The organism is Ruegeria sp. HKCCD6426 (assembly GCF_057221115.1).
In genome coordinates, this window is record NZ_JBWVBF010000001.1 from 50,727 (window position 1) to 69,780 (window position 19,054).

At 58.5% G+C, this 19,054-nt stretch carries 22 protein-coding genes; 15 read left to right on the forward strand and 7 right to left on the reverse strand.

Translation table 11 applies throughout. From position 1 onward, the window contains the following. Positions 1-4: 4 nt before the first annotated feature. From pcaF to AC2TDA_RS00270, 3 genes are all read right to left on the reverse strand, one after another. Positions 5-1,207, reverse strand: coding sequence for a 3-oxoadipyl-CoA thiolase (gene pcaF / locus AC2TDA_RS00260; protein WP_480878193.1), 1,203 nt, complete (start codon positions 1,205-1,207; stop codon positions 5-7). Positions 1,208-1,440: 233 nt separating this feature from the next. Beyond that, on the reverse strand, positions 1,441-1,659 hold the full coding sequence (locus AC2TDA_RS00265; protein ID WP_480847815.1) for a hypothetical protein: 219 nt from the start codon (positions 1,657-1,659) through the stop codon (positions 1,441-1,443). 40 nt (positions 1,660-1,699) lie between these two features. Beyond that, a complete protein-coding gene (locus AC2TDA_RS00270; protein WP_480878195.1) occupies positions 1,700-1,984 on the reverse strand; it encodes a hypothetical protein in 285 nt (94 codons plus the stop codon). 371 nt (positions 1,985-2,355) lie between these two features. Between AC2TDA_RS00270 and AC2TDA_RS00275 the strand changes: the two genes are divergently transcribed. After that, a complete protein-coding gene (locus tag AC2TDA_RS00275) occupies positions 2,356-4,443 on the forward strand; it encodes a 3-hydroxyacyl-CoA dehydrogenase NAD-binding domain-containing protein (RefSeq protein ID WP_480878197.1) in 2,088 nt (695 codons plus the stop codon). Positions 4,444-4,619: 176 nt separating this feature from the next. On the opposite strand, the gene rpe is transcribed toward AC2TDA_RS00275, so the two are convergent. Next, positions 4,620-5,309 carry a ribulose-phosphate 3-epimerase gene (gene rpe / locus AC2TDA_RS00280; RefSeq protein ID WP_480878199.1) on the reverse strand — a complete coding sequence of 230 codons (690 nt, stop codon included), beginning with the start codon at positions 5,307-5,309 and terminating at the stop codon, positions 4,620-4,622. Positions 5,310-5,476: 167 nt separating this feature from the next. Between rpe and phnC the strand changes: the two genes are divergently transcribed. The 5 genes from phnC (at position 5,477) to AC2TDA_RS00305 (ending at position 10,218) form a co-directional block, all read left to right on the forward strand. Next, positions 5,477-6,298: a phosphonate ABC transporter ATP-binding protein gene (phnC, locus tag AC2TDA_RS00285; RefSeq protein ID WP_480878201.1), complete on the forward strand. Its 822-nt coding sequence runs from the start codon at positions 5,477-5,479 to the stop codon at positions 6,296-6,298. A 65-nt stretch (positions 6,299-6,363) separates the two neighbouring features. Then, positions 6,364-7,266 (forward strand): phosphonate ABC transporter substrate-binding protein, encoded by a 903-nt coding sequence (phnD, locus tag AC2TDA_RS00290; RefSeq protein WP_480878203.1) that lies wholly within the window; start codon positions 6,364-6,366, stop codon positions 7,264-7,266. Between the two features lie 67 nt (positions 7,267-7,333). Next, entirely contained in the window at positions 7,334-8,215 is an 882-nt protein-coding gene (gene phnE, locus AC2TDA_RS00295) for a phosphonate ABC transporter, permease protein PhnE (protein ID WP_480878205.1), read from the forward strand. Further along, the gene (gene phnE / locus AC2TDA_RS00300) at positions 8,212-9,579 is read left to right on the forward strand and encodes a phosphonate ABC transporter, permease protein PhnE (RefSeq protein ID WP_480878207.1); all 1,368 of its coding nucleotides are present in this window, start codon (positions 8,212-8,214) and stop codon (positions 9,577-9,579) included. The genes phnE (AC2TDA_RS00295) and phnE (AC2TDA_RS00300) overlap by 4 nt, the downstream gene beginning before the upstream one ends. A gap of 24 nt (positions 9,580-9,603) precedes the next feature. Next, on the forward strand, positions 9,604-10,218 hold the full coding sequence (locus AC2TDA_RS00305; protein ID WP_480847807.1) for an LbetaH domain-containing protein: 615 nt from the start codon (positions 9,604-9,606) through the stop codon (positions 10,216-10,218). Between the two features lie 97 nt (positions 10,219-10,315). Here the strand turns inward: AC2TDA_RS00305 and phnF are convergent, their stop codons facing one another. After that, the gene (gene phnF / locus AC2TDA_RS00310) at positions 10,316-11,026 is read right to left on the reverse strand and encodes a phosphonate metabolism transcriptional regulator PhnF (RefSeq protein WP_480847806.1); all 711 of its coding nucleotides are present in this window, start codon (positions 11,024-11,026) and stop codon (positions 10,316-10,318) included. Between the two features lie 103 nt (positions 11,027-11,129). Here phnF and phnG point away from each other — a divergent pair, with 103 nt between their 5' ends. From phnG to phnN, 8 genes are read left to right on the forward strand one after another with little or no spacing between them, the layout of a single operon-like run. Next, the gene (gene phnG / locus AC2TDA_RS00315) at positions 11,130-11,588 is read left to right on the forward strand and encodes a phosphonate C-P lyase system protein PhnG (RefSeq protein WP_480878209.1); all 459 of its coding nucleotides are present in this window, start codon (positions 11,130-11,132) and stop codon (positions 11,586-11,588) included. Then, entirely contained in the window at positions 11,588-12,163 is a 576-nt protein-coding gene (phnH, locus tag AC2TDA_RS00320) for a phosphonate C-P lyase system protein PhnH (RefSeq protein WP_480878211.1), read from the forward strand. Before phnG ends, phnH begins: the two co-directional genes overlap by 1 nt. A gap of 2 nt (positions 12,164-12,165) precedes the next feature. Then, the gene (locus tag AC2TDA_RS00325) at positions 12,166-13,257 is read left to right on the forward strand and encodes a carbon-phosphorus lyase complex subunit (RefSeq protein WP_480878213.1); all 1,092 of its coding nucleotides are present in this window, start codon (positions 12,166-12,168) and stop codon (positions 13,255-13,257) included. After that, positions 13,254-13,850: an HAD family hydrolase gene (locus tag AC2TDA_RS00330; RefSeq protein ID WP_480878214.1), complete on the forward strand. Its 597-nt coding sequence runs from the start codon at positions 13,254-13,256 to the stop codon at positions 13,848-13,850. Before AC2TDA_RS00325 ends, AC2TDA_RS00330 begins: the two co-directional genes overlap by 4 nt. Further along, positions 13,847-14,707 (forward strand): alpha-D-ribose 1-methylphosphonate 5-phosphate C-P-lyase PhnJ, encoded by an 861-nt coding sequence (locus AC2TDA_RS00335; protein ID WP_480847801.1) that lies wholly within the window; start codon positions 13,847-13,849, stop codon positions 14,705-14,707. The genes AC2TDA_RS00330 and AC2TDA_RS00335 overlap by 4 nt, the downstream gene beginning before the upstream one ends. Then, positions 14,704-15,474, forward strand: coding sequence for a phosphonate C-P lyase system protein PhnK (gene phnK / locus AC2TDA_RS00340; RefSeq protein ID WP_480878216.1), 771 nt, complete (start codon positions 14,704-14,706; stop codon positions 15,472-15,474). Before AC2TDA_RS00335 ends, phnK begins: the two co-directional genes overlap by 4 nt. Positions 15,475-15,485: 11 nt before the next feature. Beyond that, positions 15,486-16,169 (forward strand): phosphonate C-P lyase system protein PhnL, encoded by a 684-nt coding sequence (phnL, locus tag AC2TDA_RS00345; RefSeq protein WP_480878218.1) that lies wholly within the window; start codon positions 15,486-15,488, stop codon positions 16,167-16,169. Beyond that, positions 16,166-16,714: a phosphonate metabolism protein/1,5-bisphosphokinase (PRPP-forming) PhnN gene (phnN, locus tag AC2TDA_RS00350; protein WP_480878221.1), complete on the forward strand. Its 549-nt coding sequence runs from the start codon at positions 16,166-16,168 to the stop codon at positions 16,712-16,714. Before phnL ends, phnN begins: the two co-directional genes overlap by 4 nt. Here phnN and AC2TDA_RS00355 read toward each other — a convergent pair. Continuing rightward, entirely contained in the window at positions 16,696-17,379 is a 684-nt protein-coding gene (locus tag AC2TDA_RS00355; protein WP_480878223.1) for a DUF1045 domain-containing protein, read from the reverse strand. The genes phnN and AC2TDA_RS00355 overlap by 19 nt on opposite strands. 53 nt (positions 17,380-17,432) lie before the next feature. Between AC2TDA_RS00355 and AC2TDA_RS00360 the strand changes: the two genes are divergently transcribed. Continuing rightward, complete coding sequence (locus AC2TDA_RS00360; RefSeq protein WP_480847796.1) at positions 17,433-18,575, forward strand: alpha-D-ribose 1-methylphosphonate 5-triphosphate diphosphatase; 1,143 nt, start codon at positions 17,433-17,435, stop codon at positions 18,573-18,575. Here AC2TDA_RS00360 and AC2TDA_RS00365 read toward each other — a convergent pair whose 3' ends face one another. Next, a complete protein-coding gene (locus AC2TDA_RS00365) occupies positions 18,576-19,052 on the reverse strand; it encodes a class I SAM-dependent methyltransferase (RefSeq protein WP_480878225.1) in 477 nt (158 codons plus the stop codon). It lies immediately after the preceding gene. Positions 19,053-19,054 lie beyond the last annotated feature (2 nt).

Consider the following 19,054-nt stretch of genomic DNA (forward strand, 5'->3'; position numbering starts at 1 on the left):
TCCCTTACACGCGTTCAAGAATAAGTGCGGCACCTTGGCCTACGCCCACGCACATGGTGCACAGCGCATAGCGACCACCGGTGCGGCGCAACTGATAAGCTGCTGTCATCACCAGCCGAGCGCCGGACATGCCAAGCGGGTGACCGATGGCAATCGCTCCGCCATTCGGGTTCACATGAGGTGCGTCGTCAGGCACACCCAATTCGCGCAGCGTGGCCAGACCTTGCGAGGCAAATGCCTCGTTCAATTCTACCACATCCATCTGTTCTATGCTTAACCCGGCGCGCTCCAACACCTTGCGGCTGGCCGGGACCGGACCAATCCCCATAATACGGGGTTCGACGCCTGCGACGGACATACCTACGACGCGTGCAATCGGGGCAAGTCCATTCTTGGCCGCAGTGGCTTCGTTTGCCAGAAGGAGGGCCGCCGCACCATCATTTACACCCGATGCGTTTCCGGCGGTGACCGTCTTGTCCGGGCCGTTGATCGCTTTGAGTCCGGAGAGCTTTGCGGCGGTCGTACCCGGGCGGGGATGCTCGTCTGTATCTACGACGATCGGGTCACCCTTGCGTTGGGGGATTGTGACCGGGGTGATCTCCTCCTGAAACACCCCGGTCTGGTGCGCCGCGGCCCAGCGGGCCTGGCTGCGTTCGGCAAAAGCATCCTGATCTTCGCGGCTGATGCCATAAGCTTCCGCTACGTTATCTGCGGTTTCGGGCATCGAGTCGATACCAAATTTCCGCTGCATCTCAGGGTTCACGAACCGCCAGCCAATTGTGGTGTCGTATACGGCGTTTGCCCGCGAAAACGCCGACGTTGCCTTTGGCATTACAAACGGCGCGCGCGACATGCTTTCGACGCCGCCCGCGATAGCCATGTCGTAGTCTCCGGCCTTGATTGCCCGCGCAGCCATGCCAACGGCATCCATACCGCTGGCGCAAAGCCTGTTAAGTGTTGTTCCCGGTACTTCCACCGGCAGCCCGGCCAGCAGTGCGGCCATACGTGCTACATTGCGGTTGCTTTCACCCGCCTGATTGGCGTCGCCATAGATGACATCGTCCAAGCTTGCCCAATCGACCTGCGGGTTCCGCGCCATCAGGGCGGCCATCGGAATGGCGGCCAGATCATCGGTTCGAACCGTGCTTAGGTTGCCGCCGTATCGCCCGATGGGCGTCCGCTGAGCGTCGCAGATAAAGGCATCCATGGATCGAACTCTCCTCTATTGTGTCAGCAACAATAATTGACCGATGGGTCGGTTAATAGACTCGCGTGCGATTCGTGGCAAGAAAAATGTAACGAGAATTAATCGACCAGAGGAAAGCTGTAACATATTACGGCGGTCAAAGAAAAAGCCCGCGAAATTGCGGGCCTGTCACGACGATCAGATAATTGAGGCGATTTCAGGCCAACCCGGTCAGAGGTGCCTTAGCACAGAACTTAGATTACGTCGGCCATAACGAGACGAATGATGTCTTTTCGATCTATGCCGCGCGTGGCCAGATCAGCATCGCTCAGGGACCACAGCATTTGCACTTTGCGCGTCTTGACGCGAGCCTCACCAATCTCGGCCAATGCGGCGCAAATGCCTTTGGCAATGTCTGCGACAACTGCGATCAGCGACTGTAGGGCAGGGCGTTGGCTTGTGGACTGGCGCATTGATCCATCTTTCCATCGAGGATTTCATCACACGCGTTTATTACGCAAGTTGGCAGCTCTCAGCCATACAGTTTTCGGCATAGCCGTTGTGCAGCCAGCGCAAATCGGAAAAGGGCTGACCCAAGGGTCGACAGTCATGCATTGGGCATCTCTTCAAACCATCGCGAAGATGCGGGCTGATCTGCCCGACCCGCCGGCGTGTGGGCGCCCCTACGATCAGAGTGGCACGGCTGGATGAAACCTTGTCTAGATTTGCCAGATTCTCGATCCCCGGTTGACCAAAGTAGGTCGGGAAGTCGGCGTCGTAGACGTGGGTCGTGTCCATGAACGCTCCGCGGCCACCGCAGCCCCGGCTTTGAAGAATGACCTGCGAGACAGCATGTGGTCTTTCACTGAATTTATGACGCAGATATCGCACATGGTATTTCCCCCTGTTTGTTTCTCGGCGAAACAGACAGTTCAACCCTGACCCCAAAAGGCTGTAACTTACTTGACCTGGTCCAGATCAATTTAAGGCGTATGCGCTAGGTCACGGATAAAATATTTTCCAATTCTCGGTGTTTATCGAAAAACCGAACGTTTAGTCGGTAAATGGGCTTGAATACGGTCGAGACCCGGTTAGTCTTCGGGCGCGCTTCCTTTCAAGGCATTGAATGGGCGCGCCGAATGCATCAATCGAGTGGGAGGATGAACCGGATGTCCCAGGTAGTCGGATATGAAAAGGTCGGGGACATCGCTGTTCTTGCAGCGCAGAACCCGCCGGTAAACGCACTGGGTGTTGATGTGCGGCGGGGCCTGTTGGCTGGCATCGAACGCGCCGAAGCCGAGGAAGCGCGCGCTGTGCTGATTTATGGAACCGGCCGGACATATTTCGCGGGCGCCGACATCCGCGAATTTGGCAAACCTCCGCAAGACCCGTGGCTTCCCGCGCTGTGCGACCGTATCGAGGCATCGCCCCTGTTGATTGTCTCGGCGATGCATGGAACCGCGCTGGGAGGGGGGCTCGAGGTCGCATTGTCCTGTCATTACCGCATTGCCGTGCCCTCGGCCAAAATTGGACTGCCCGAGGTGAACTTGGGTATTATCCCTGGCGCCGGCGGGACCCAACGCCTGCCGCGCGTAACTGGTGTTCAGGCAGCGTTGGACATGATCACGACAGGCCGCCATGTATCCGCGTCTGAGGCGTTGAAAATGGGGGTGTTGGATAAGGTTCAGGAGGGTGATCCGCGCCAGATCGGCCTGGAATACGTGACGGAGTTGCTGGGAAACAAAGCACCGCGCCGCCCGATTTGCGATATGCCTAGTCCGGAACCAATTGACTTTGATGCGGCCTATGATGGCGTGCTGAAAAAGGGGCGTGGTCAGCTCTCTCCGGCTATTGCCGTGCGGGCGGTGCAGGCTGCGAGCGAGTCGGATAGCTTTGCGGCGGGTCTGGCGCGTGAGCGTGAACTGTTCATGGAGCTGATGGCGTCCGACCAACGTAAGGGTCTGATCCATGCCTTTTTTGCGGAACGCGCGGTTTCGAAGCTGCCAGAACTGAAGGACGTTGAAGCTAGGGAACTGCATCAGGTCGGCGTTGTGGGCGGCGGCACGATGGGTGCTGGAATTGCTACATCTGCCCTTTTGGCCGGGTTGCAGGTGATACTGCTAGAGATGTCTGAGGATGCCGCTCAGGTAGCAAAGAACCGGATTGCCTTAAATCTCGGCGGGGCGGTCAAGCGCGGTAAACTGAGCCAGAGTGAGCAGGATGAAATTCTTGGCAGCAAGTTGACGCTCGCGACTGATTTTGAAGCATTGAGTACTGCCGATCTGGTGATCGAAGCTGTGTTCGAAGACATGGAGGTCAAAAAGCAGGTCTTTGTCAGTCTGGATGCAGTCTGCAAAGACGGTGCGATTCTGGCGACCAACACTTCCTATCTGGACATCAACGAGATCGCGAATGCGACCCGGCGTCCCGGCGATGTGATCGGATTGCATTTTTTCTCTCCTGCCCATGTGATGAAACTGCTCGAAATTGTTGTGGCCGATCAAACCCTGCCCGATGTGGTTGCGACGGGTTTTGCACTGGGGCGCAGACTGAGAAAGGTGTCCGTGCGGGCCGGCGTGTGCGACGGCTTCATCGGGAACCGCATCCTGAACGCTTACCGCTCCTGCGCCGATCACATAGTGCTGGACGGAGCAAGCCCCTTTCAGATTGACAAGGCCCTGACCGATTTCGGATTTGCGATGGGGCCATTTGCGGTATCGGATCTGGCCGGGTTGGACATCGGCTGGGCGGCGCGCAAACGCAAGCGAGCTGCAGGGCTTGATGCCCGGGCGCGCGACAGCTCATACGCGGATAAGCTGTGTGAGGCCGGGCATTTCGGGCAGAAGACCGGCAAAGGTTACTACATATACGAGCCGGGCAGGCGTGGAGGAGTGCCAAACCCCGAAGTTATGCCTTTGGTCGAAGCTGACCGTGCGGCGCAAGGGATAACTCCGCGCGTTTTCTCGGACGAAGAGATTGTGCGCCGCTACATGACCGCGATGGCTAATGAAGCAGCCAAAGTGGTTGGCGAAGGTATCGCCCGCCGCCCATTGGATGTGGATGTGGTTCTACTCTATGGTTACGGGTTCCCGCGGTATTGGGGCGGGCCACTGAAATGGGCGGATATTCGCGGCTTGCCAGAGGTTCTGTCCGATATTCGGGCGTGGTCAGAGGAGGACGATTATTTCTGGCAGCCTGCACCGATGCTCGAAAAGTTGGTCGCCGAGGGTCGCTGTTTCGAAGATCTGAACAGATAGCCCAAGCGTCAGTTTTAAACGGACTGCATCAAGCAAAATAGCTTTGCCTCCGCGCGACATCGGCTTTGCCAATACGGCTAGCGGCTTTGAGCCCGGCATCGCGCGCAACGCGATGCCGGGCTCAACGGGAGGAAGTGTTACAGTAGGAACACTGACGACTAGTGACAGCGTTTTAGTTAGGTCAACGCGCCCTCGGCCGCCTCACGAACTGCGCAGATGTTTTCACCATAGACTTCAGGGTTGCCCACGGATCCGCCTTTGAAGACAGCCGAGCCTGCGACCAGCACATCTGCTCCGGCTGCGGCGACCAAGGGCGCAGTTTTGGGGTCCACGCCGCCATCGATCTCAATATGGATAGGGCGATCCCCAATCATCTGACGCAGGCGGCGAATTTTGCTTGTCATGTCGATGAATTTCTGACCGCCAAATCCGGGGTTCACGGTCATCACGCAGACCAGATCGGCCAAATCAAGCAGATGCTCGACTGCCTCAGCCGGAGTGCCCGGGTTCAGTGCGACACCGGCCTTCATTCCAGCAGCGCGGATCGCTTGCAGAGTTCGGTGGGTGTGTGGCCCTGCCTCGACATGGGCTGTCAGGATGTCGGCACCTGCATCAGCATACGCCTGAATGTAGGGATCGACCGGCGTGATCATCAGGTGCACGTCCATCACGGTTTTGACATGCGGGCGGAAGGCTTTGACCGCCGGAGGGCCAAAAGTGAGGTTTGGCACAAAATGCCCGTCCATCACGTCCACATGAACCCAATCCGCCCCTTGTGCCTCGATGGCCTGAATCTCCTGTCCGAAGTTGGCGAAATCGGCAGAAAGGATTGAAGGGGCGATCTTGATCTTGCGGTCAAAGCTCATGGCTGGCCTCATATGAGAAACACTGTTGAGGCGCATATATCCGCGACGCGCGGCAAAGTGTAGGCCCTATGGTCTACCCGTGCACGTTTACAAAACTTTCACTGAACCGACACACAGCCGTTGAACGGCTTCTGTAGCTGACCGCCAACAAGAAGTGGGGGTGGTACGTGCTGCGCGTAGATAAGCTAACCAAACGATTTGGGGAAAACGTGGCCGTGGATGCCGCGACACTGGATGTCGATAAACCCTGCATGATCGGCATCATTGGCCGTTCGGGCGCAGGCAAATCGACACTCTTGCGAATGATCAACCGCCTGACGGATTCGAGCAACGGTAAGATCCTGTATGAAAATCGCGACGTGACCCAGCTCAAAGGTCGGGACAAACGCGCTTGGCAGGCGGATTGCGCGATGATTTTTCAGCAGTTCAATCTGGTGCCGCGTATGGATGTGGTATCGAACGTGCTGCATGGCACGCTGAACCGTCACTCGACCCTGGCCACCATGTTCAACCTGTTCCCGATGGAGGACATCCATCGGGCCATCGATATTCTGGATCGTCTGGGTATCGCGGAACACGCACCGAAACGGGCCGAAGCTTTATCGGGCGGTCAGCAGCAGCGTGTCGCGATTGCACGTGCCCTGATGCAGGACCCGAAGATCATTTTGGCGGATGAGCCCATTGCCTCGCTGGACCCTATGAATGCGCAAGTTGTGATGCAGGCGCTGCGCCGCATCCATGAAGAGGACGGGCGTACCGTCATCGCCAACCTGCACACGCTGGATACCGCGCGCCGGTATTGCGACCGCGTGGTCGGCATGCGCGACGGGCGCATCGTGTTCGACGGGCTGCCCGAACAACTGACCACTGGTGTCGCCCGCGAAATCTACGGCGCCGATGCCAATTTCTCGGAAGAGGCGACATCGACCGAGATCGACACGCTCGACACCACCCAAAAAGCCCTGATGGAAGCAGAGGCCACCATCTGAGCCATACCAAACCCTTTCATCGACCGGCCGATGAAAGGCCGGCACATCAAACCGGAGAGAGACAGATGAAAAAACTAATTGCCGCCCTTGTTGCGACCACTGCCATGGCCGCGCCTACAATGGCTCAGGACATCAGCGAATTTCGCATCGGTATTCTGGGTGGAGAAAACGCTCAGGACCGTCTGAACAACAACGAATGCCTGCGCGAATATACCGAAGAGACGCTGGGCGTTGAAACCAAGCTGTTTGCCCCTGCCGATTATAACGGCGTGATTCAGGGCCTGCTGGGCGGCACTATCGACATGGCGTGGCTGGGCGCGTCAGGCTATGCGAAAACCTATCTGTCAGACCCTGAAGCCGTCGAGCCGGTTCTGGTCAAGGTGAACGTTGATGGTGGGTATGGCTACTACTCGATCGGCTTCGCCCGCAAAGACAGCGGTATCGCCTCGCTGGACGACATGAAGGGTAGGACTTTCGGCTTCGGCGACCCGAATTCGACCTCGGGTTACCTGATCCCTTCGATTGAAATCCCGCAGGCCACCGGCGCGACCATGGATTCGGGTGACTACTTCGGCGAAGTGAAGTTCACCGGCGGTCACGAGCAGACCATTGTGGCCGTGAACAACGGTGATGTTGACGGTGGTGTGACCTGGGCTGATGGTTTGGGCAACTGGGAAGACGGCTTCAACTCGGGTGCTTTGCGCCGCGCGGTTGATGCGGGTCTGGTCGACATGAACGATCTGGTCATGATCTGGCAGTCGCAGCCGATCCCCGAAGGTCCTGTCGTTCTGCGCACTGCGTTGCCTGCAGACGTCAAAGAAAAGATGACCGCGCTGATGGCCGGTCTGCACGAGAAGGACGATGACTGCTTCTACGGTGTGGCCGCAGGTGAAGCGAAAGCGTTCGAGCCGATCACGCACGACGCCTACGAAATCATCATCGAAGCGCGCAAGCTGAAATCCAACTAAGCCTGCACATCCAATGATCGGTGTCCGGTGCCGAACCGGACCCCGGTTTTCCCCTCAGGAGCATTCCATGACAGACCTGACTGCAGGGCCCCAAAGCGTCGATCTGATCCGCGACGAATACACAGCGATGACACGACGCAAAAGGGTCTATGGTGGCATCCTCCTGATCCTGTTCGTTGCGCTGATGGCGGCGGGATTCCGCACCGCCGACGACCGCAACGCAGGCAGCTTTATCGATGGCTGGCATCGAATTCTGGACTACCCGTCCGAAGTGCTTGCAGAAGCATGGGAAAAGATCGCCGAGATGCCCTCGCATCTGGTCACGTTCTTCCCGGCGCTGGTCGAGACACTGAATATCGCAGCGGCTGCGACCTTGGTCGGTACTATCGTGGGTACGTTTCTGGCGCTGATGTCGACGCGCGGCATGGCGCAGTGGCCTTCGCTGATCCCTGTCTTCCGCCGTATCTCGGATATCTTTCGCGCCATCCCGGAAATCGTAATTGCGCTGGTTCTGATCTTCATTCTGGGCGGCGGGCCGATTCCGGCAATGATCGCCATTGCCATTCACACGGCGGGCGCTCTGGGAAAGCTGTTCTCGGAAGTAAACGAAAACGCCTCGCTTAAGCCGGTTGAGGGGTTGCATTCAGTGGGCGCAAACTGGTCCCAGCGCATGTATCTGGGCGTGATCCCGCAGGTCGGGCCAAACTATGTGAGCTATGCGTTGCTGCGGTTCGAGATCAACATTCGCGCCTCGGCCATTCTGGGGTTCGTCGGCGCGGGCGGACTGGGCTACGAGTTGCGCAACGCCATGTCCTGGGGGCAGGGGCGCTACGATGAGGCCGCCGCCATCTTCATCCTGCTTTTCGTCACAATTGTCGTCGTAGATCAGCTGTCCGGTTATCTGCGCGACCGTCTGACCCATGGGTCGGAAAAAGGAGCCTCGGCATGAGTACCTTTGCGACCGACCTGTCCATTAACGAGCTCAAGGCCGAGGCCGATCACCTGTTCAGCCGCAAGCGGATCGTGAATTTTGGATTGCCGGGTCTGGTTCTTGTCTATCTGATCTACGTCTTCTTTGCCTTCGACGTGCCCGGCCTGACCGAACGTGTCAATTGGGACAACGGCAAGACGCTTGTATCGGACAGTTACAGCTTTAAAACGCATGTGACGCGGGACAATCGCAAGGGCGAAGTGTCTGTTGCCATCGAGGGAGAGCGCAAAGGGGCCTATCCCGACGGAACCGCACCCGAATGGGTGGCGCCGGGCGAGACCACCGTGATCGATCTGGAAGGAGGTCACGAAGTGCGGTTTGGGCCCGAGACCGTCGAATACGACATTCCCGGTTATGGTACCGTGCGCGCCCCGCCCAGTCGGTCCGCAGGTGTGCAGGCCGACTTGCCAGCGGGGGACGTGCCCGACTGGATCAACGTTTCAAAGAACCGTCTGGCCATCACCACGGATGCGGGCCGCCTGACCGTGACGCGTAACCGGTCAGAAGTATTCCGCTACTTCACCGGGTGGGAGCTGTTCTGGTTCACGCTCGACAGCCCCTATTACGGCAAGTCCTTTCCTGAACTGGCAGGACGTGCGGCATCGGGTGAAGCCGGAGCGATCTTCAACGATTTCTGGACCAACAAGATGTGGCGGCATCAGGACGTGGCCTGGGCTATCTTCGAGACGATCCTGATGGCGTTCCTCGGAACGCTCGGTGCCGGCATGATCGCGCTGCCGCTGGCCTTTCTGGCAACGCGCAACTTCAACCCGCTGCGGTCGGTGCGGTTTGCGACCCGCCGGGTATTCGATTTCGTGCGCGGTGTAGATGCGCTGATCTGGACCGTCGTTCTGGCCCGTGCCTTCGGGCCTGGCCCTCTGACCGGCGCGCTGGCCATTTTGGTGACAGACACTGGCACCTTCGGCAAGATCTTCTCTGAGGCGCTGGAAAATGTAGACCAGAAACAGATCGAGGGCGTTCAGTCTACGGGAGCGAACGCACCGCAACGGTACCGTTTTGGTGTGATCCCACAGATCACTCCTGTCCTGCTGAGCCAGCTTCTCTATTTCCTCGAGTCCAACACCCGCAGCGCAACCGTGATCGGTGCGATCACCGGTGGTGGGATCGGTTTGCTGCTGACGCAAGCGATCATCACCCAGAAAGACTGGGAGGAAGTGGCCTATTACATCGTCCTGATCATCCTGATGGTGATGTTGATGGATTGGTTTTCGGGCTGGCTGCGCAAGCGTCTTATCCAGGGCGAGGCCGGTAAAAAGCGCAAGCCGCGGGACACCAAGGCCAAATCATTCTTGCTGCCGTGAACTCAGAACAAGGACAAATTAACCATGGCGCGACTGCGTTCCGACCAGCCGTTCATCCATCCCGATTGTCAGATCAGCGGCAGCACCTTCGGAGAATATGTCGAGATTGGAGCTGGAACGCGGGTCGCGAACTCCAGGTTTGGTGACTATTCCTATTGTGACCGGACTTGCGACATCGCCAATGCCCGGATTGGAAAGTTCGCCAATATCGCCAGCTACACGCGGATCGGGGCGACTGATCATCCGATGGAGAAGGCCTCGCTACATCATTTTCACTATCGCTCTGCCGACTATTGGGATGATGCTGAGGATGATGCCGACTGGTTTGCCCACCGTGCTGGACGCACAGCTTTTATCGGCCATGACACCTGGATCGGGCACGCGGCCATCATCAAGCCCGAAGTAACCATCGGCCATGGCGCGGTGGTTGCGTCGGGGGCGATCGTGACCAAGGACGTGCCGCCTTACACCATCGTCGCCGGAGTGACCGCTAAGGTAGTCCGCCGCCGTTTCCCTGACCGTATTGCAGAGCGCATGACGGCATTGGCCTGGTGGGATTGGGGCAATGCGCAGCTACGTGCCGCCCTGCCAGACTTTCGCGCGCTGCAGGCTGAGGCGTTTCTGGAGAAATACGAGTAGCACTGGTTGATCGAGCAGCGGGTGCTCGCGCCCGCCGCGCCCAATGGAATGAGGCCTCCGGAGGTAGGTCGAAAACCGGCGGGAGCGCTTCTGGGTGTCAGGTATCGCTGATGGTCAGGGTCACACGCTCGCCCGCAAATACGGTCTTGCCATATTCAACCGGCCGCCCGTCCGGGTCAGCATTGATACCGACAGAATGCAAAACCGGAGCCCCTTCGCTCAGGTTCAAGTGCAAGGCCTGCGTGGCAGTGGCTGCGCGAGCCGTTAGACGCGTGGATGCCCGTACATAGTCCTCAACACCGCACCGCTGCAGGGCCTTTGTGACAGATTGTGTTTCAGTCAGGGTCTGCAGGATGTCCGGGAAGCGGATCGCCGGAAAACAGCTTTGAAACACAGCCACCGGCTGACCATCGGCAAGGGACAAGCCGTCATAGACATGAACGGGGTTGCCAGGGTTCAGCTCAAGCGCTTCTGCCTCTGTCTCGTCTGCGGCTCGTGTCGTCAGGGACAGTATTCGCTTGCCCGGGATCTTGCCGCTGGCTGAAATGCTCTTGTGATATCTGACCCGTTTGCCAATCGGATAATCCGTGGGCTGCGCAGTCACAAATACCCCTGCGCCGCGCCGAGCAAGGACCAAGCCCTGATTGGCCAGTTCTGCCAGAGCGCGTCGGACAGTATGGCGGTTAACCCCATGTTTTGCGGCTAACTGCGCCTCGGTCGGCAGGCGATCTCCGGTCCCGTAGCGACCCTCCGCAATGTCCGAGGTTAGGCTCAATGCGATGCTTTTCCAGACAGGCGTTTTGTTCATGTCATTAAAACTTCATGGAAACATGGATTGCGGGACGTGGGCGTAAGAGTTAGTATTTGTCTAGTTGTATAGTTCACACAGACAACCGCGACAAGGGCCTTCGATGACAGATCAGACAAAAACCGATACCGCCGCGCGGCAGGAATGGATGGGGCTGTTGGCACGTGCTCCTGAACAGGCGGTCATGAAGCTTTGGGCCGGAGTTGCGGATAGACCGTCATTCGAGTGGTTGCGCAAACCGGAAATCGGCGGCGTGATGGTGCGCGGTCGAACAGGTGCGACAGGTGCGCCATTCAACCTCGGAGAAATGACAGTAACGCGCTGTTCGCTGGTACTTCCGGACGGCACCGTTGGGCACGGCTATGTCCAGGGCCGTTCAAAGCCCAAGGCCGAGGCGGCGGCAATAGTTGATGCGCTGATGCAGACCGGGGCTGAGAATGCGATCCGCGACGCTGTGATCGAGCCTTTGAAGCAGCAGATAAATGCAACCCAGACAGCTCGGGCTGCGAAGGCGGCGGCAACCAAGGTGGAGTTTTTCACGATGGTTCGGGGAGAGGATTGATGGCTGCGCAAACGCCTTACACAGGTGGATTTCAGGATGCCCCCTGCGACGCTGCTATTGCATTTCGCGCGGCGATGACCGTCATGGCTCGACCGGGTGAAATCCGGTCTTTGAAGGGGTGCGAGCCTCCGGTACCCCTGTCCGTTGCTGCCGGCGCTTTGCTGCTGACGTTGTGCGATGCAGATACCGGAGTTTATCTGGCGGGCAAAATCAATACAGCGTCTGTGCGTCAGTGGCTGACTTTCCACACGAGCGCACCGATTGTTGGCCCAGCCCAAGCTGATTTTGCCGTTGGCACTTGGACAGACCTGATGCCCCTACACGACTATCGCATTGGCACACCAGAATACCCCGACCGCGCTGCTACGCTGATCGTCGAAAGTGACGTCTTGCAACCTCATGGCACTGTGCTGAGAGGGCCGGGCATAGAGAATTCGGCAAAATTCTCGCTGCCGGATGTTGCGGCGCTGCAAGGTAATGCGAGGCTCTATCCGCTGGGTTGCGATTTCTTTTTCACAAGCGGTGACCAGGTTGCGGCTTTGCCGCGCAGCACGCAGATCGAAGTGGAGGGCTAGAGATGTATGTTGCCGTCAAAGGTGGCGAAAAGGCCATTGAAAACGCCCATGCCTGGCTGGCCGAGGAACGGCGCGGTGATAGGGGTGTGGCCGAACTGAGCATAGCGCAGATTCGTGAGCAACTGAGCCTTGCCGTAAACCGGGTGATGGCCGAAGGATCATTGTTCGATCCTGACCTTGCCGCACTAGCCATCAAGCAGGCGCGCGGAGATCTGATCGAAGCGATCTTTCTGGTCCGCGCATATCGCACGACGTTGCCACGCTTTGGGTATTCCAACCCGGTTGAAACCGGAGATATGGCATGCGATCGCAGGATTTCGGCCACCTTCAAGGAAGCGCCCGGAGGACAAGTACTGGGGCCGACTTTCGATTACACCCATCGTTTGCTGGATTTCAAACTGACGGCTGATGGTGAAACGCCGCCCGCGCCGGAAGGGACGGCCCGGAATGAACCAACGCCACATATCACAGAGTTCTTAAGGGGCGAGGGTATTATTCAGAACGAACCTGCAAACGACATCACGCCGGGCGATTTGACACGCGAACCGATGGAGTTCCCGTCGAACCGCCCGTTGCGCCTGCAATCGCTGACACGCGGGGACGAGGGATTTGTGCTGGGCATGGCTTACTCGACACAGCGTGGCTATGCACGCAATCATGCCTTTGTCGGCGAGTTGCGGATTGGCAAGGTTGCAGTTGAGATGGACATTCCCGAACTGGGGTTTGCTATCGATATCGGTGAGATCGAACTGACGGAATGCGAAACCGTGAACCAGTTCAAAGGCTCCAAGACGGAACCACCCCAATTCACCCGCGGTTATGGTCTGGTCTTTGGTCAGTCCGAGCGCAAGTCCATTGCCATGGCTCTGGTTGATCGTGCCCTGCGATGGGAGGAGCTGGGCGAGGACAATCTGGGCGCGCCCGCACAGGACGAGGAATTTGTTCTAAGCCATGCCGACAATATTCAGGCCACTGGCTTTCTCGAACATATCAAACTGCCGCACTACGTGGATTTCCAATCGGAACTTGAACTGGTGCGCAAACTGCGCCGCGAGGCAGAGGAACGGATCACGCTGAAGGAGGCCGCAGAATGAAAGCTGTTGTTTTTGACATAGGCGGCGTGCTGATCGATTGGCAGCCACACCTGGCATGGGTTGATGAACTGGGTTCGGAAGAAGCTGCGCGCGCCTTTATTGAACGCACGGATTTCCGGGCAAAGAATGCGCGGGGGGATAATGGAGAGCTGTTCGCCGAAATGGCGCAAGAGCTTGATGATCCCGACGACCAACGTTTGTTTGCGGCCTATGTCGGGCTCTATGCCCGCACCGTTGAAAATTCAATTCATGGGACATGGGCGGTGCTGGACAGGCTGAAAGCAAATGGCACGCCAGTCCATGCCATCACAAACTGGTCTGCCGAGACCTGGCCGGAAGGTGTGAAAGCGCATCCTCGTTTAGCCAGGGCGTTCGGAACGTTGGTGGTGTCGGGGCAGGAAGGTATGATGAAGCCGGATGCGCGGATCTTCCACCTGCTATGCGACAGGGCAGGTATCATTCCTGAAGATTGTGTCTTCATCGATGACAGCCCTCATAACGTCGATGGCGCAAAAGCCGTTGGCATGGATGCAATCCACTTCACCACTCCACATGCGCTGGAAATCGCACTGACTGAAAGAGGTTTCCTATGAGCGAATACAACTTCGCATACCTGGACGAGCAAACGAAGCGGATGATCCGCCGGGCAATTCTCAAAGGTTTGGCTGTTCCGGGCTATCAGGTGCCTTTTGCCAGCCGCGAGATGCCGATGCCCTATGGGTGGGGCACAGGCGGGGTGCAGGTTTCGGCTGCGACGTTGACCCCAGATGACACGCTTAAGGTGATCGACCAGGGCGCGGATGATACGACCAACGCGGTTTCCATCCGCAAGTTCTTTGAGAATACCGCAGGCGTCGCGACGACCGAGGAAACCGACCGGGCGACGATCATCCAGACCCGCCACCGCATTCCCGAGGCCAAGCTGAGCGCAGATCAGATAATCGTGTATCAGGTGCCGATTCCGGAGCCACTGCGCTTTCTTGAGCCGCGTGAGACTGAGACGCGCAAGATGCATAGCCTTGAGGAATACGGGCTGATGCATGTGAAGCTGTATGAGGACATTAGTCAGCACGGCGCGATCTCGACCGCTTATGCCTATCCGGTGAAAGTGTCAGGCCGCTATGTGATGGACCCGTCCCCGATCCCGAAGTTCGACAATCCAAAGCTTGAGATGGACGCGATCCAGCTGTTCGGTGCAGGGCGCGAGCAGCGGATTTACGCAGTGCCGCCGCATACCAAGGTCGTTAGCCTCGACTTCGAGGATTACCCCTTCGAAGCGACTAAGGCAGATCATCCCTGCGATTTGTGTGGGGCGGAAGACAGTTATCTGGACGAAGTGATCATGGATGACGCCGGCAACCGGATGTTCGTCTGCTCTGACACCGATTATTGCCGGTCCCGCCGCGAGGCGGGCCATGTGGGCCGACTGGCCGAGGAGGATGCGGCATGACCCCTCTGTTGCAGGTAAAAGGCATCGAGAAACACTATGGCGCGCGGATCGGATGCATGGATGTGAGCTTCGATCTGTATCCCGGTGAGGTGATGGGAATCGTCGGAGAAAGCGGCTCGGGTAAGTCAACCTTGCTCAATTGCATGGCAGGTCACCTTGAGCCCGATGCGGGGCAGGTGATCTTTGACACGCGGGTCGATGGACCGGTCGATACGGTCACCATGTCGGAACCCGAGCGCCGGATGCTAAGCCGCACCGACTGGGCTTTTGTCCATCAGCATGCTCGCGACGGTTTGCGCATGTCGGTCAGTGCCGGCGGCAACATTGGTGAACGGTTGATGGCCGTAGGCGACCGCCACTATGGCAATATTCGAGGCCAAGCCATCGACTGGCTGGGTCGGGTCGAGATCGATGAATCTCGCATCGATGATCGGCCGACCGCGTTTTCCGGCGGGATGCAGCAGCGATTGCAGATTGCGCGGAATCTGGTGACCGGGCCGCGGCTGGTGTTCATGGACGAGCCGACCGGAGGCCTGGATGTCTCGGTGCAGGCGCGGTTGCTGGACCTGTTGCGCGGACTGGTTCGCGAGATGGGGTTGAGCGCGATTATCGTCACGCATGATCTGGCCGTAGTGCGCCTGCTGGCCGACAGGCTGATGGTGATGAAAGACGGCCATGTGGTCGAGGCCGGGCTGACGGATCAGGTTCTGGATGATCCGCAGCATGCCTACACGCAGCTGCTCGTATCGAGCGTTCTTCAAGTGTGAGGGTAAGAAAGATGATTGAGCTTAAAAATGTGAGCAAGAGTTTTACTCTGCACAATCAGGGCAGTGCGGTCATTCCGGTGATGGATGGTGCCTCGCTGAAGGTCGCGCCCGGTGAGTGCGTGGCTCTGACCGGGGCTTCTGGTGCGGGCAAGTCGACGCTGATGCGTGTGATTTATGGCAATTACCTTGCCGCGTCAGGTCAGGTTTTGGTGGGTGGTCTGGATGTCGCCCAGGCAGAACCTCGCGAGATTCTGGCTTTGCGTCGTGAAACGCTGGGCTATGTCAGCCAGTTTCTGCGGGTGGTTCCACGCGTTCCGACGCTTGAAGTTGTGGCCGAACCGTTGCTGGCAGTTGGCTGTGACAGGCAGCAGGCGATGGAAAAGGCCAAGGTCCTGCTGCGGCGGCTGAACATCCCCGAACACCTGTGGTCCCTCAGCCCAACAACGTTTTCCGGCGGTGAGCAGCAGCGCGTGAACATCGCTCGTGGTTTTGCGCACGAATACCCTGCGGTGCTGCTGGATGAACCAACGGCGAGTCTGGATGTCCAAAACCGTGAAACCGTCCTTTCTTTGATCGATGAGGCTAAGGCGCGCGGTGCGTCGATTGTCGGGATCTTCCATGATGTCGGTGCCCGGGATCGTGTCTGTGATCGCGAGGTCAACGTTTCGGATTTCACACCCGGATTGGCGGCATGAGCCTTGCCCCGGTCATAGCAGTTGTCGGTCCGTCCGGTGTCGGTAAGGACAGCGTGATGGAAGCGCTGGTCGCACGAGCGCCCGGTTTTGAAAAGGTGCGCCGGGTGATCACGCGGCCCGAAGGTGAAGAAGGCGAAGATTTCGACCGGGTCTCTGTCGAAACGTTTGACCAGATGGCTCAGGCCGGAGGCTTTGCTCTGAGTTGGCCTGCACACGGGCTGTCCTATGGAATACCCCGGCAAATCGAGACGCAGAGGTGCGAAGCCGAAGCCGTACTGGTAAACCTGTCGCGGGGCGTATTGCTACAGGCGCAGGAGGTTTTCGGTAACCTCATCGTGGTATCACTGACTGCGGATAAGCAGGTTCTGGCACAACGCCTCTCGGCCCGGGGCCGAGAAAGCGGCGATGAGCAGGCGCGGCGTTTGGGGCGATCCAAGGCTCCGCTACCGGGTGGATTGAACCGTCTGATCGAAATTGACAACTCCGGCACATTGGAAGCGACCGTAGACGCCATACTGCTCCAGCTTCAAGCAGTGAGGGCGTAGCGATGGATCAGGTGAAACCGCCCGTCCTCGGCCTCGCCCACCAACGCCAGATCACTGATCAGGAACGGCGAGGGCAAAAGCGGGGTAAGACGATGTTCCAACGTGGACTGCACCTGCGCCAGCATGGATTTGCCCAGCTTGCCGCTGAGCGTGATATGAAAGCGGAACGAATCCAGCACGTAGGGGTAGCCCCATTGGGCCAGATTGGCGTCTTGCTCGGATGTCAGGTTCGCATTGCGTCGGCGGGCCAGCTCCGCCTCTGGCGGCGGCGCGCGGAACATGTCCAGATGGCGAACACAGGCCGCAGCCAATGCGTTCAGATCAGTGGTGTCGCCCAACGGCCGCAAAGCCAGAAACCGGCCCAGCCGCGCGATTTCGAGCCCATCGAGCGTGACCGCTGCACAACAAGCCGCGAGCTGCGCGCAGGCGTCTTGCAAACCGTCAATCGATTGCCCGTCTTGCAATCGAAACGGTGGTTTCATCGTCGCGTGCAACCCGTATCTGCGCGGCACATCGGTAACGGTTGCAACATCCACCCCATCGATTGTCGGGTGCGCGACCGCTTGCCCGGTCTCCATGTCCCAACCCAGCCAATGGGTGGCGCATTTCGCCCATTCCGCCTCGGCCGGGGGCGCATAGTAGATTGCGTATCGCGTGAATGTCACATTGGCCTCCTATTGCGTGGTCATCCCTATAGCTCAAACCACGTGAAGTTCAGATGACAGAAGAAATGATCCTTGCCAATGCCACGCTTGTTCTGCCTGATGAGATCGTCACCGGCAGCGTTCAGGTCGTTGGGGAAACCATCGCCAATATCGACACAGGTGCGGTTGTTCCGGCTGGAGCAGTGGACTGCGGCGGGGATTACGTCAGCCCCGGTCTGGTCGAACTGCACACGGATAACCTTGAACGTCATATCCAGCCTCGTCCCAAAGTGGACTGGCCCCATGCCTCGGCCATTATCGCGCATGATGCCGAGCTGGCCAGCACCGGCATCACAACCGTTTTCGACGCGATGCGAGTGGGATCGATCCCTAGCGGGGCCGGAAGATACCTGAAATACGCGCGAGGCTTGTCTCGGGAACTCTGGCAATTGCGCGAGCAAGATGCGTTGAAGATCAGTCACTTCCTGCATTTGCGAGCCGAAGTTTGCTCGGAAACGTTGGTTGATGAACTGGATGAATTCGGTCCCGAGGACCGGGTTGGTTTGGTTTCACTGATGGACCACACCCCGGGACAACGCCAGTTCCGAGATCTGTCGAAGCTCGAGGAATACATGAAAGGCAAGTACGGCCTCGTCGGTGAGGCATACCAGCAGCACATTGCTCAGCTAAGAGCACTGCGTGACCATCACGGGGACAAGCACGAGGTCGAAGTGGTTCAGGCCGCCCGCCGGTTTGGCGCCGTGTTGGCCAGCCACGACGATACTACCGAAGAGCAGGTACGCGTGTCCGCAAATCACGGTATTCGATTGGCCGAATTCCCGACCACGGTCGAGGCCGCGCGTGCGTGTCACGATCACGGCATCAAGGTGATGATGGGCGCCCCCAATGTCATTCGGGGTGGGTCGCATTCCGGCAATGTCGCAGCACGCGAACTGGCTCAGCTAGGGCATCTGGATATTATGTCTTCGGACTACGTCCCCTCGGCGCTTTTGTTGTCCGCCACACGGCTGGGCCAGTTGTGGGGCGACATGGCACGCGGGATGCGAACGGTGACACAAACGCCCGCTCAAGCTGCAGGATTGGAAGACCGTGGAGCATTGCGCGTCGATGCGCGGGCGGATCTGATCCGATTTAGGATGCGTGCAGACGTTCCCGCTCTGAGGGCGGTCTGGTCGCGAGGCCAGCGCGTCGCCTGATCAGGCGCGATAGAACAGATACCGATCCGGCGCGATGGTGTCGGGCCCTTTGATCTGTTCGAAACTGACCAGTGGTTGGCCCGAGATCAGCAGCCCTCCCGGTTGCATCACTTGCGCGATCAGGGGGCTGAGACGGGCGGCCTCGGCCACGTCCTCGGACTTGATGCCGCGCCCGAAATCGTAATGCGCCAGTGCAATGCGATGACCTTCTTCGGATAGTTTTGCCAGCATGGGCTCCGCCTCACCCTGCAGGAAATCCTCGGCCGGAGGCGTGCTTTCTGGGTGGCATTGCAGAACCCGGTCCATCACCCAGATCCGGTGAGTAGGCAGGATTTCTCGCAAGTGATCATAGGTCCGACCGTTGCCCAGCCCCATGTCCAGAATATCGCCGTTTAGTTCGCCGATCTGCGCGGCAGCCCAGTTCAGCCCGTCACGTTGCGCGGTCAGGCGGCGCAGCATGGAATCGAGTCGGCTCATTC